Source organism: Rhizobium sp. 2MFCol3.1 (assembly GCF_000377565.1).
Lineage (GTDB): Bacteria > Pseudomonadota > Alphaproteobacteria > Rhizobiales > Rhizobiaceae > Rhizobium.
Genome location: NZ_KB898358.1, coordinates 212,931 through 225,199 on the forward strand (window position 1 = coordinate 212,931; position 12,269 = coordinate 225,199).

The 12,269-nt window shown below is 63.6% G+C and carries 14 protein-coding genes; 5 read left to right on the forward strand and 9 right to left on the reverse strand.

The window, feature by feature from the left end; all coding sequences use genetic code 11:
* Positions 1-102 precede the first annotated feature (102 nt).
* Positions 103-1,089 carry a Gfo/Idh/MocA family oxidoreductase gene (locus D460_RS0114525; RefSeq protein ID WP_026283149.1) on the forward strand — a complete coding sequence of 329 codons (987 nt, stop codon included), beginning with the start codon at positions 103-105 and terminating at the stop codon, positions 1,087-1,089.
* On the opposite strand, the gene D460_RS0114530 is transcribed toward D460_RS0114525, so the two are convergent.
* Both D460_RS0114530 and D460_RS0114535 read right to left on the reverse strand, forming a co-directional pair.
* On the reverse strand, positions 1,090-1,467 hold the full coding sequence (locus D460_RS0114530; protein WP_018899289.1) for a GtrA family protein: 378 nt from the start codon (positions 1,465-1,467) through the stop codon (positions 1,090-1,092).
* A complete protein-coding gene (locus D460_RS0114535; protein ID WP_018899290.1) occupies positions 1,464-2,477 on the reverse strand; it encodes a glycosyltransferase in 1,014 nt (337 codons plus the stop codon). Before D460_RS0114535 ends, D460_RS0114530 begins: the two co-directional genes overlap by 4 nt.
* 194 nt (positions 2,478-2,671) lie before the next feature.
* Between D460_RS0114535 and D460_RS0114540 the strand changes: the two genes are divergently transcribed.
* On the forward strand, positions 2,672-4,495 hold the full coding sequence (locus D460_RS0114540; protein WP_245267751.1) for a hypothetical protein: 1,824 nt from the start codon (positions 2,672-2,674) through the stop codon (positions 4,493-4,495).
* A gap of 23 nt (positions 4,496-4,518) precedes the next feature.
* Here the strand turns inward: D460_RS0114540 and D460_RS0114545 are convergent, their stop codons facing one another.
* Positions 4,519-4,755 (reverse strand): hypothetical protein, encoded by a 237-nt coding sequence (locus D460_RS0114545; RefSeq protein WP_018899292.1) that lies wholly within the window; start codon positions 4,753-4,755, stop codon positions 4,519-4,521.
* Positions 4,756-4,869: 114 nt separating this feature from the next.
* Entirely contained in the window at positions 4,870-5,133 is a 264-nt protein-coding gene (locus D460_RS0114550; RefSeq protein ID WP_018899293.1) for a hypothetical protein, read from the reverse strand.
* Between the two features lie 218 nt (positions 5,134-5,351).
* Here D460_RS0114550 and xseA point away from each other — a divergent pair, with 218 nt between their 5' ends.
* Together xseA and D460_RS0114560 are read left to right on the forward strand one after the other, a co-directional pair.
* Positions 5,352-6,956, forward strand: a complete 1,605-nt coding sequence (xseA, locus tag D460_RS0114555) for an exodeoxyribonuclease VII large subunit (protein ID WP_018899294.1) — start codon at positions 5,352-5,354, stop codon at positions 6,954-6,956.
* 188 nt (positions 6,957-7,144) lie between these two features.
* Positions 7,145-7,498 (forward strand): hypothetical protein, encoded by a 354-nt coding sequence (locus tag D460_RS0114560; RefSeq protein WP_155947753.1) that lies wholly within the window; start codon positions 7,145-7,147, stop codon positions 7,496-7,498.
* 21 nt (positions 7,499-7,519) lie between these two features.
* Here D460_RS0114560 and D460_RS0114565 read toward each other — a convergent pair whose 3' ends face one another.
* A complete protein-coding gene (locus tag D460_RS0114565; protein WP_018899296.1) occupies positions 7,520-8,002 on the reverse strand; it encodes a MarR family transcriptional regulator in 483 nt (160 codons plus the stop codon).
* 97 nt (positions 8,003-8,099) lie between these two features.
* On the opposite strand from D460_RS0114565, the gene D460_RS0114570 reads away from it, so the two are divergent.
* Positions 8,100-9,020 carry an EamA family transporter gene (locus tag D460_RS0114570; RefSeq protein ID WP_018899297.1) on the forward strand — a complete coding sequence of 307 codons (921 nt, stop codon included), beginning with the start codon at positions 8,100-8,102 and terminating at the stop codon, positions 9,018-9,020.
* On the opposite strand, the gene D460_RS0114575 is transcribed toward D460_RS0114570, so the two are convergent.
* The 4 genes from D460_RS0114575 to D460_RS0114590 form a co-directional block, all read right to left on the reverse strand.
* Entirely contained in the window at positions 8,995-10,248 is a 1,254-nt protein-coding gene (locus tag D460_RS0114575) for an aminopeptidase (protein ID WP_018899298.1), read from the reverse strand. The genes D460_RS0114570 and D460_RS0114575 overlap by 26 nt on opposite strands.
* A gap of 78 nt (positions 10,249-10,326) precedes the next feature.
* The gene (ybaK, locus tag D460_RS0114580; protein WP_018899299.1) at positions 10,327-10,800 is read right to left on the reverse strand and encodes a Cys-tRNA(Pro) deacylase; all 474 of its coding nucleotides are present in this window, start codon (positions 10,798-10,800) and stop codon (positions 10,327-10,329) included.
* A 4-nt stretch (positions 10,801-10,804) separates the two neighbouring features.
* The gene (locus D460_RS0114585; protein WP_018899300.1) at positions 10,805-11,155 is read right to left on the reverse strand and encodes an ArsC family reductase; all 351 of its coding nucleotides are present in this window, start codon (positions 11,153-11,155) and stop codon (positions 10,805-10,807) included.
* 29 nt (positions 11,156-11,184) lie between these two features.
* Positions 11,185-12,264, reverse strand: coding sequence for a succinylglutamate desuccinylase/aspartoacylase family protein (locus D460_RS0114590; protein ID WP_348625634.1), 1,080 nt, complete (start codon positions 12,262-12,264; stop codon positions 11,185-11,187).
* Between the last annotated feature and the right edge of the window lie 5 nt (positions 12,265-12,269).

A 12,269-nucleotide genomic window follows, 5' to 3' on the forward strand; every position in this document is an offset into this window, starting at 1 on the left:
ACCCGCGCCGCGGCCAGCGCCGCGAATTGTGATCGCGCCATTGCGCCGCGGGGCCGCCGTCTCTAATCTCCCCTCAAAATCAGTAGAGGAGAGGAAATGACCATGCTGCGTTTCGGTATCATGTCGACCGCCAAGATCGGCCGCGAGCTCGTGGTTCCGGCCATCCAGGATGCGGAAAACTGCGTCGTTACGGCGATCGCCAGCCGCGATTTGTCCAGGGCAAGGGAGATGGCCGACCGTTTCTCGGTGCCGCATGCCTTCGGCTCGTACGAGGAAATGCTGGCCTCCGACCTGATCGACGCCGTCTACATCCCGCTGCCGACGGCCCAGCATGTCGAATGGACGATCAAGGCGGCCGATGCCGGCAAGCATGTGCTCTGCGAAAAGCCGATCGCGCTGAAGGCAGACGAGATCGACAGCCTGATTGCCGCGCGCGACCGCAACAAGGTGCTGGTGACCGAGGCCTACATGGTCACCTACGCGCCGGTGTGGCTGAAGGTGCGCCAGCTGATCAAGGACGGCGCCATCGGCACGCTGCTGCATGTGCAGGGCGCGTTCACCTACTTCAACCGTGACCCCGGCAACATGCGCAACATCCCTGCACTCGGCGGCGGCGCGCTGCCCGATATCGGCGTCTATCCGACCATCACCACGCGCTTCGTCACCGGCGAGGAGCCGCGCCGCGTCCAGGCCGTCACCCGCCGCGATCCCGATTTCGGCACCGACATCTATTCCAGCGTCAAGGCGGATTTCGGCGGCTTCGAGCTCAGCTTCTACATCTCCACGCAAATGGCGAACCGCCAGGTCATGGTGTTCCACGGCTCCGAAGGCTTCATCGAGGTGAAGTCGCCCTTCAATGCCGACCGCTGGGGCGCCGAGGAGATCGAGCTCAGCAACCGTAGCCACAACGAATCCACCACCTTCCGCTTCCCCGACAGCCGCCAGTACAAGCGCGAGGCCGAAGCTTTCGCGCGCGCCGCCAAGGGTGAGGCGCAGGAGATCGTGTCGCTGGAGAGCTCCAAGCTCAGCCAGGCGTTCATCGACGCGATCTATCGCGCCAGCGAGAAGGATGGCTGGGAGACAGTGTGATTATTTCTCGCGAAAGACGAAGCGCGAGTAGCCGAAGAAGCTGAAGACAGTTGCCGCGGCGGTGGCAAACACCATCGCCGCCAGCGGCTGCAGGTCGGGCATCGAAAGAAGCAGCGCCGAATAGAGCCCGTAATTGACCAATGCGGCGGTGATCCCGACCGAGCCGTAGCGGAACCCTTCGGCGGCGAGAGAATCTCCCGAGCGTTCGAAGGTGAAGGTTCGGTTGAAGACGAATGTCGTCACCATGGCGAGCGCGATCGCGATCACCCGAGCGATGAAGGGCCCGATCGGCGTCGTGTGCAGCAGAAGCATGAGCACGCCGGCATCGACGATAAAGCCCAGCCCGCCGGCAATGCCGAAACGCAGCAGTTTCTTCACGCCGCACCTGCTTGAGAGGTCTGCCGGCGAATGTCGATCTCCTCGAGCTCGGAGGCAAAGCCGTTGCCGAGAAGATGCGATGCCTCGAGCCGCATATATTCGATGCGCAGATGCTCGGCGCGCGAGCGGGCGACCGAATCCAGGATCACGCCGGCGGTAAACATCATGAACGAGATCATCATCAGCGCCATCGACATGACCCAGGTCGGCATGCGGCTGACGAGCCCCGTCTCGAAATATTCGGCCAGGACCGGCGTCATGAAGCCGAGGCTTAGCGCCATGAACAGGCCGGTGATGATGCCGAAGAAGGCGAAGGGGCGCGTTTCCTTCATCAGCATGGCGAACATCCAGAGGATCTTGGCGCCATCCTTGAAGGTCGAAAGCTTGGAATGCGAGCCCTCGGGCCGGCGGCCATAGTCGAGCTCCAGCTCGCTGACAGGCAGCTTCAGCCGCGATGCGTGGACGGACATCTCCGTCTCGATCTCGAAGCCGGCCGAGACCGCCGGGAAGCTTTTCACGAAGCGGCGCGAAAACACCCGGTAGCCGGAGAAGATATCGGTGAAATCCGGGCCGAAGATCGTGCGGTACAGGATGTTGAAGATGCGGTTGCCGAAGGCGTGGCCCTGGCGGCCGGCGTCGTCATGCACGCCGCGGCGTGTGCCGACGACCATGTCGGCGCGCTCCGACAGCAGCGTGCGGATGAGTTCCTCGGCGTCCTCAGGCGCATAGGTGCCATCGCCATCGGCCATGATGTAGATGTCGGCATCGATATCGGCAAACATGCGGCGCACCACATGGCCCTTGCCCTGGCGCCGCTCGCGCACGACATGGGCGCCCGCCAGCATGGCGTGGAGCGCCGTGCCATCGGTGGAGTTGTTGTCGTAGACATGGATTGCCGCATCCGGCAGCGTCGCCTTGAAGCCGCGCACGACCGCGCCGATCGTCGCTGCCTCGTTGTAGCAGGGAAGCAAAACGGCAACGCTCAGATTGTCGATACGCGATCCGGTCATGATCACACCCGTTAGAAAGAATTTGCGGCAAGTCTAAAGCAGGGCCGTTAACAAGTGCCTATGACGAGGGCGAAGGTCACTGATGGGGCCGCGAAGATGTGTCCGCGCCGCTACTTTACGCTTTCTTGATACGCACATCGTAAAGTCGCGCCGCAATCAATGACGAGATCTGCTTCATGGCGACTGTTGCCCCGATGACTGGCGAACCAACATCCATGTCCCTGCGCGAAAGGCTGCAACTGCAGGCGACGCGGCTCTGGCCTTCCGTTTTCTTCTACAGCGTGCTGCTGATAATCGCGATCGTCGCGCTTCGCCTGCCGAATGCCAAGGACTATGTCGGCGCCGACAATGACGATGTCATGCGCCTCGTCGAGGTTCGCGACTTCCTGAACGGACAAGGCTGGTTCGATCTGATGCAGTACCGCATGGGGCTGGGCAACGGCACGCTGATGCACTGGTCGCGGTTGATCGACCTTCCAATCGCCACGCTGCTCAAGTTCTTCTCGCTCTTCCTGCCGGAGCAGCGGGCCGAGGCCGCCGCACTGCTCGTTTGGCCGCTCTCGCTCGTGGTTCCGAGCCTCTGGGGCATGGGGCTTGCCGGCCGGCGCGTCGGCGGCGTGCTCGGCATGCATATCGCGCTGGGGTTCACCGTTTTCCTGCTGCTTGCCAGCAACCGCTTCCTGCCCGGCTCCATCGATCACCACAATGTCCAGTTTGCCCTGGTGGCGATCATGACGGCGATGCTGCTCGATGAGGATCACAGGCCGCTGAGCTATGCGATCGCTGGATTTTCAGCGGCGCTGGCAATTGCGATCGGCGCCGAGACCACGCCCTTCGTCGCCGGCGTCTGCCTTGTCGTTTCGCTGGCCTGGGCCTGGGAGGGAAAGCCCTTCGCGCCCGCCGCCAAGGCCTTCGGCCTGACGCTCGCGCTGTCGATCAGCCTATTCTTCTTCGGCACGGTGCCGCCGAGGCTTTATCCAGCCGTGACCTGCGATAACCTCTCTCTCGGCTATTACAGCCTGGCGACCATCGGCGGCGGCCTGCTCCTGTTTGCCGCCGCTTTTGCCAGCGGCCTCGGACGCGGCTTGCGCTTCGTCGCCCTTGCGGGCGTGGGGGCCGGCGTGCTCGCCTCGGCGCTCATCATCGCCCCGCAATGCCTGCGCAACCCGCTCGCCGATCTCGACCCGATGCTGATCGACCTGTGGCTCAACAATGTCCAGGAAGCGCAGTCGATCTTCGGCGCAATCCGCCAGGATCCCTATACGATCGGCTTTTTCTACGCGACGGGCCTGTTCGGCATCGCCGTCTGCATCTTCCGGCTGTTCCATGCCGATCGTGTCCGTATCCATCTCATCCTGCTGTGCCTGCTCGGTATCAGCTTCGGGATCTCGCTTGTCCAGGTTCGCGGCTCGACCTTCGCCAACCAGCTCGCCGTCTTCCCTCTGGCGCTGCTGATCATCGACATGCGCCGCGTGTCCAATGCCGACCGCGAAAACGGCGCCGCCGCGCTGAGCTATATCCTCACCGTGCTTTTGAGCGTTGCTTCGGTCTGGGGACTGGTCGGCGGCTTCATTGGCTCCAGGCTCGACAACACCCAGGCCGAATTGGCCGAGGCCAAGGAGAAGCTCACCTGCGCCTCGCCCGAGGTGGTCGCGCCGCTGGCGTCGATCCCGCCCGGCCTCGTCTCAGCACCCTCGGACATGGGCGTTCATATCCTGCGCTTCACGCAAAACCGCATTCTCTCCGCGCCCTACCACCGCAATCAGGGCGGCATGCTCACTGAGCTGCACATCGGTCTTGCGACGCCCGCGGACGCGGAAGCCTTCATTCGCGGCACCGGCGTGACGACGCTCGCCTTCTGCCCCGATTTCGCGCAGACGCGCGAGATCGCCAAGATGAAGCCGGATGGTCTCTACGCGCAGCTGGAAAAGGGCAATATCCCATCCTACCTGCAGCCGATGCCGAAGCAGGAGGGGTCGCCGGTGCAGTTTTTCCGCTACGTGCCCAGCGGATCGTAATCATCGTCGGATCGTGAGGGAGGTTAAACGAGGCGCGCGCTCTTGCGGGCGCGCCCGATCAGGTGAAGCCCGACGAGGCAGGCGAGCAGGCTGATGTTGTAAAAGACGATGGCGACAGCGAGATCGATGATCGAGGTCGGCCCGAAAATCGCGGCACAGATATAGCTCCCGCAGATGAGCAAGCCCACGAGAATCATGGAAAAGATGTTGCGCATCGGCGCGGTGGCGATGCCAATTGCTGTTGCGGTCAGAGCAATCATCAGGGTCTCCCGAATCACCTCACTATACGTCCGCTGGCTTTGACGAACAATTAACGCACCGGCAATATTCGAGGTTCCATATATTTGGCCGGCCGAAAAACATCACCGGAAAACTCAGACGAGACCGATGAGGCCGCTTGCCGTGGTGCCCGATGCGCGCACCCGCGAAACACGCAGCGGCAAGAGCATGCCGTCGACCACGCCCTCGAAGGTGAGCACCGCGCCAGACGCCATCTCCACCGCAAGGCTGCCGCCGCCGCCGACATAAAGCGCGCGCGTGGTTTCCGGCAGCGCCAGCGTGTCGTCGGGCGTGATCGGAAAGCCGCTGCTGGCGGGGCCCGTGAGCGAGGGGGTATGGGATGCAAAGCGATCGGACATGGGAAGCTCCTTGGTTGCTTGCGCAATGATGGTGCCATCATGCAAAACGGGGAAAATCGCGCGCTGGCTTGAAACGCAATATAATCTTACCGAACCATCAAGCCATTGAAGCGAAAAGACTTTTGTCGTCGAGATGCGGTGCCAAATAGCGCCAGCGAGCAAAAAACCTCCCCGCGTACGGGGCTGCGTTCGCACGGTTCTTCGGTTAGAACAGCGCCATGAGCAGCTTCTTCGACAATGATTCGCCGAGCAATCTCACCGAATATTCGGTGTCGGAACTGTCGGGTTCGATCAAGCGAACCGTTGAGACGGCCTTCGATCAGGTGCGCGTGCGCGGCGAAATCTCCGGTTATCGCGGCCCGCACTCGTCGGGACACGCCTATTTCTCGCTGAAGGATGACCGCGCCCGCATCGACGCCGTGGTCTGGAAGACAAGCTTTTCGCGCCTGAAGGTCCGCCCCGAAGAGGGGATGGAAGTGATCGCAACAGGCAAGATCACCACTTTCCCGGGCTCTTCCAAATACCAGATCGTCATCGAGACGCTGGAGCCGGCGGGCGCCGGCGCGCTGATGGCGCTGATCGAGGAGCGTAAGCGCAAGCTCGGCGCCGAGGGCCTGTTCGATCCCGCCCGCAAGCGGCCGCTGCCCTTCATGCCTCGCGTCATCGGTGTGGTGACCTCGCCGACAGGCGCCGTCATCCGCGATATCCTGCATCGCATCTCCGATCGCTTTCCCGTGCATGTCGTCGTCTGGCCGGTGAAGGTGCAGGGCGAGGGTTCGGGCGAGGAAGTGGCAAACGCCATTCGCGGCTTCAACGCTTTCGAGCCCAATGGTCCAACGCCGCGTCCCGATGTCCTGATCGTCGCGCGCGGCGGCGGTAGTCTCGAGGATCTCTGGAGTTTCAACGACGAGACCGTGGTGCGCGCCGCCGCCGAAAGCCGGATCCCGCTGATCTCGGCCGTCGGCCACGAGACCGACTGGACGCTGATCGACTACGCCGCCGATGTTCGCGCCCCGACGCCGACGGGTGCGGCCGAAATGGCCGTGCCGGTCAAGGCGGAGCTTCAGGCGCAGATCTCGGGTCTTGCGGCCCGGCTGCAGGGCAGCACGCTGAGGCAGATGGACCAGCGCCGGCAACAGGTGCGGGCGCTGATGCGGGCACTTCCCTCGCTCGACCAGCTTCTCGCCCTCCCACGCCGCCGCTTCGACGAGGCCGCATCGGGCCTTGGCCGTGGCCTTGAGCTCAACACCTTGAACAAGCGCCGCAGCTTCGAGCGCACGGCGGCGCATCTGCGCCCCGACATGCTGTCAAACCGGATCGCCGAGCGCCGCCAGATGCTTAGCGAGCGCATGACGCGGGCCGAGCGCACCGTCGAGCGGCTGATCGATCGCTCGAAATCGCGCATTGGCCGCGCCGATGCCGCACTCGCCTCGCTGCCATCGCGCCTGAAGAGCCAGACATCGCGCATGCGCGACCGCCTCGCCAATCTCTCGCGCAGCGCCGACACGGCGGTGCGCCACCAGCTGGTGCGGGCGCGCGGCGAGCTTTCGGCGCAGGAGCGCATGCTGCAATCGCTCTCCTACAAGAACGTCCTGAAGCGCGGCTATGCCGTCATTCGCGACGAGGACAACCGCCCGGTCTCCGAGGCGGCGATGTTGTCGGCGGGCTCAGGCATCTCGATCGAATTCTCCGATGGCCGCATCGGCGCGATCACCACCGAGGGCGGCGAACCGCCGGCCGGCGCCAGAAAGCGCGGCAGCAAAACCTCGGAGCCGAAGGCAGCCGATCCTGCAGCGCCGCCGAAGCAGGGCAGCCTGTTCTGATCCCACGCGGCTTCTTTGCGGGCCGCAACGGGCAATCACCAAATCGTGGTCGAGCCCTATTTCCGGGCGTTTAAAAATTGCCGCAAAGTGCTTATCTGGATGCTGAAGCGGCCACCTTTCGGTGCGTCGCGCGTTTGATATGGCCAGCCTATCGCGGCCGCTCTGATATTTGAGACTGGAGAAATACCTTGAAAAGAATGTTGCCCGCTCTTCTGATGGTTGGCGCCCTTGCCGGTGCACTCTCCGGCGCTTTGCCTGCCGCGCCGGCGCTGGCGGGTCAGTCGAAAGTGTCCGAGTTTATTTTCGGCAAGGCTTACAACGACAGCGTCACCGCCATCCGCATCACCTCGCTCTCCCAGCGCGAGCAATCCCTGCCGCTATCGCTGCGCCACCCCATGCCCTCAGGCATCCGCGAGGCGCAGGCAACCGTCAGCGCCGACCGGCATCTGATGCAGGCGATCGCCGATCGCGGCATCGCGCTGAAGAATGTCATCCAGGTCCAGCGGGCGCTGAACGGCGGCCACGTGATCTATTACCGCTGATCATCTCGGCTGGGCGGCGTTTTATTCGAACGCCGCCAGGAACTTCCGCAGCAACGCATCGAGCGCCGCCTTCTCATCCTGATCGAGCGTCTCCGTCAGCCGCTGCTGGTTGGCGACATGCGCGCCGACGGCCTCGTCGACAAGGGCCAGCCCCTTGCCGGTCAGCGCGATCAGGACGCTGCGCCGATCATGCGGATTGACCACGCGCTCCACCAGGCCTGATTTCTCCAGCTGGTCGATGCGGTTGGTCATCGTGCCGGAGCTCACCATCGTCATCTCCAAGAGATCGCCCGGCGACATCTGGTAGGGCGCGCCGCAGCGGCGCAGCGTCGCCAGCACGTCGAAGGCAGACGACGACAGACCGTGGCTCTGCAGCACCTGCTCCACCTCGCGCCCGAGATGCGTCGCCAGCCGCTTCATGCGCCCGAGCAGGCCCATCGCCTGGGTGTCGAGTTCAGGCCGCTCGCGGGCCCATTGCTGCAATATCCTGTCGACGCGGTCCATCGGCTCACTCCATGCTGATTGAGCTCTACCGCAATATGTCTTGACGTCAAGATAAATCGGCATAGGCTTGATTTATCTTGAGATAGAGATACTTGATATGAAGAAAAACACGACATACGCCGCCGATGTGTTGGCCACCGCGCTCGCTCCGGCCATCTGGGGCAGCACCTATTTCGTCACCACGTCCTATCTTCCGCACGGCTATCCGCTGACAACAGCCATGCTCCGCGCCCTGCCCGCCGGGCTGTTGTTGCTCGCGGTCGTTCGCAGGCTGCCTCAGGGTATCTGGTGGTTTCGCGCCTTCGTGCTCGGCGCGCTGAACTTCTCGTTCTTCTGGGCAATGCTCTTTGTTTCGGCCTATCGGCTGCCCGGCGGCGTCGCCGCAACGGTCGGCGCCATCCAGCCGCTGATCGTCATCGTGCTCTCGCGCCTCGTGCTTGGCCGGCCGATCAAGGCATTGGCGGTCGCAGCCGGCCTTGTCGGCATGGCGGGCGTGGGGTTGCTGGTGCTGACGCCGGGCGCGGCGCTGGATCCGATCGGGGTTCTTGCGGGTCTTGCCGGCGCCGTTTCCATGGCCTGCGGCACGGTGCTCACCCGCCGCTGGACGCCACCAGTATCAAGCCTCGCCTTCACCGCCTGGCAGCTGACGGCGGGCGGCCTGCTGCTGGTGCCGCTGGCGCTGATCGCCGAGCCCGCTCTGCCGCCGCCGACGCTCGAAAACGTGCTCGGCATGGCCTGGCTCGGCCTGATCGGCGCGGCGCTGACATATATTCTGTGGTTTCGCGGTCTCGCCCGCATCGAGCCGTCGGCGGCATCCTCACTGGGCTTCTTGAGCCCCGTCGTCGCCACTCTCCTCGGCTGGCTGGCGCTCGGCCAGGTGCTGACGCCCGCCCAGCTTTGCGGTTTTGCAATGGTGCTGGCGAGCGTCTGGTTCAGTCAGCGGGTCTCGATGCCCGCCAAATTGGATGCCAAATCGGTGATCGAGCCGGCCGTTACGCCCACTCGCCCTGCCGCATGACGGGCACCTTCGAGCCATCGGCTCTGATGCCGTCGATATCGACCTTGTCGGAGCCGATCATCCAGTCGATGTGGATCAGGCTGGAATTTCCGCCCTGCGCCTTGATCTGATCCTGGCTGAGGTTGGCGCCATCGAGGAAGCACTTGGAATAGCACTGGCCGAGCGCGATGTGGCACGAGGCGTTTTCGTCAAACAGCGTGTTGTAGAACAGGATGCCGCTGGCCGAGATCGGCGAGGAATGCGGCACCAGCGCCACTTCGCCGAGCCGGCGCGCGCCCTCGTCGGTATCGAGCACCTTGTTCAGCACCTCTTCACCGCGCGACGCCTTCGCCTCGACGATCCGGCCGCCCTCGAACTTCACGCGGATATTGTCGATCAGCGTGCCCTGATGCGACAGCGGCTTGGTGCTCGACACGTAACCCTCGACGCGCAGCGCATGCGGCGTCGTGAACACTTCTTCCGTCGGGATATTCGGGTTGCAGGTAATGCCGTTCTTGGCGGTGGAGGCGCCGCCGTGCCACTCGTGGCCATCGGCAAGCCCGACCGTCAGATCCGTGCCCGGGCCGGTGAAATGCAGCGCCGAGAAGCGCTCGTCGTTCAGCCAGCTGGAGCGCTTCGCGAGGTTAGCGTTATGCTCCGCCCAGGCGGCGATCGGGTCCTCGACGTCGACGCGCGAGGCGGCAAAGATCGCCTTGGCGAGCTTGGCGACCGCGATCGGCTCGGGATCATTGGGGAACACCAGCTTTGCCCAAGCAGGGTTCGGATAGGAGACGATGTTCCAGTTGATGTCGAAATTGGAGATCTTCTCGAGCGCCGGCTTGTAGGCCGTCGACATCGCCCGGTTGGCGCGGCCGACCTTGGAAGGATCCTGCTCGGAGAGCATCATCGGATTGTCGCCGGCAACCGCAAGCCGCGCCGCGCCATTCTCATAGGCCTTCGCCATGCCCTCGTAGAGCCAGCTGGACGCGCGGTCGAAGCTCGCATCATTGGCATATTGATAGCGCGCCAGCGTCGATTCCTCGTCGGAATAGAACGCGCTGACCAGACCGGCGCCGGCCATATAGGCATGCTTGGTGATCTGGCGTACCAGCGGCAGCGCCACAACAGGCGCGGTGATCACGAGATCCTGGCCGCTCTGCAGCTGCAGCCCGACCTTGACGGCGACTTCGGCGAGCTTGTCGAGCTTGATGGGGTCCACGGCGTTATCGCCCTGCGGCATGTAGTTCATGATCGATCACCTTCTGAAACGAACGGACAGGCCATCAGACTTAGACCCCTTTGCGGCGAAATTGAAGCTCGAAGACAATCAGGCGACGAGCACAGCCGCCGTCGCCTTCAGCACGTCGAGCGCATCCTTCGGAGCAAGCCGCACCTGCAATCCGCGCTGCCCGCCATTCATGTAGACGAGGGCCTCGCTCATCGCCGCTTCCTCGATCGCCGTCGGCACCAGTTTCTTCTGGCCGAAAGGGCTGATGCCGCCGACGTGATAGCCGGTCAGGCGCTCGGCATCCGCCGGCTTCATCATGTTGGCCGACTTGCCCCTGAAGGCTGCGGCGAGCTTTTTCATGCTGACCTCGCGGTCGGAGGGAACGACGACACAGACAGGCTTGCCGTCCACCTCGGCCATCAGCGTCTTCAACACGCGGTGCGGCTCCTCGCCGATCGCTTCGGCCGCCTGCAGCCCGATGCGCTCGGCGTTCGGATCGTACTCATAGGTGTGAACGGTGAAGGCCACCTTGGCCTTCTCCAGAACCTGTGTTGCCCGCGTCGTCTTCGACATTTGATCAGCCCTTGAAGAACCCGCCATAGATCTCCGGCTTGAAGCCGACCAGAAGCTTGCCGTCGGCCTCGACAACAGGCCGCTTGATCATCGACGGCTGCTCCAGCATCAGCGCGATCGCCTTCTCGCGGTCGAGGTTTTCGCGCGCGTCATCCGGCAGCTTGCGGAAAGTCGTGCCGGCGCGGTTGAGCACCGTTTCCCAGCCCGCTTCCTGCGTCCACTTCTCCAGATGCGCCCGGTCGATGCCCAACGCCTTGTAGTCGTGGAAATCATAGGCGACGTCGTGCTCTTCCAGCCAGGTGCGGGCCTTCTTCATCGTGTCGCAGTTCTTGATGCCATAGATGGTGACGGTCATTCGGTTCTTCCCAATCAGTTCTAAGGCGTTCAGTTTTCCAGCGCACCCGGCTTGCGCACGACCTTGCTGGCGGCCCCGCAGGCAATCTTCATCAGGTCGGCGCGGCGGCGCACCAGACGCGACGAGCTGCGGGTGACGATCAGCCCGGCCTGCGGCGCGCGCACTTCGATCGCGCCATCGGCCATGCCCGGCCGGGTGAGGATGGTAGCCAGCAGCTCGCCTTCCTTGATCTCCTCGCCGATGTTGCGGTGGAAGAGCACCGTGCCGGCCTCGGGCGCGCGGATCATCTCGATATTGTCGAGCGGCACGGCAGGGCCGGTGAAGGGCGCAAGCGTAACCGGATGGGCGATGGCGCCGCGCGCGGCGAGGAAGTTGAACAGCCCCTCGGCATCCTTCTTCGCCATCTCTGGGTAGACATCGCGCATGCCGCGCAGCTCGACGGTAACCGAGAGCTTGCCCGGCAACCGCGTCTTCTTCTCATGCGTCTCGTGCTTCCAGGCATAGCCGATCGCCTCCTCGAAGGCCGAGCTTTCGCCATCCGACAGGAGCACCGCTTCCATTTCGAGTGCTGCTGCGAGATCGGCCGCCTCCGGCCAGAAGGCCTCGTCGATATAGGCATATTGCAGCGATTCATCGTCGCAATGCAGGTCGATCACCAGATCCGCTTCGAGCGCCATATGCATCAGCTGCCGCTTCAGCCGGTCGACGGCGTTGTAGCGGTCGAGCTCGGCCACCAGCCTGTCGCGATCCTTGACCGAGATCAGCGGGAACTCGCGGTTGAAATTGGTGCGCGTCCCAAGATCGAACCGGCCCTGCAGCTCGCCGAAATGCGATTGCGCCGCACCAACGGGATTGGCGTGTGGAACGATCGTGATATCGCTGCGGATTTCGCCGGCGCTTTCGGCCGCGCGCAGCTTTTCGCAGAGGAAATGCACCAGCGCCGTGCCCGGCAGCTCGTTGGCATGCAGCGCCGCCTGGATATAAATCTTCGGCGCCTTCGGATCGTTGCCCTTGAAGCGCAGCACCGGCAGCCGCCACTCCATTCCCGCCGTATCGCCTGAAATGATGATCTCGGACCTATCCATCTTTGTCTCCGCTGCTGCTGTCATTGCTG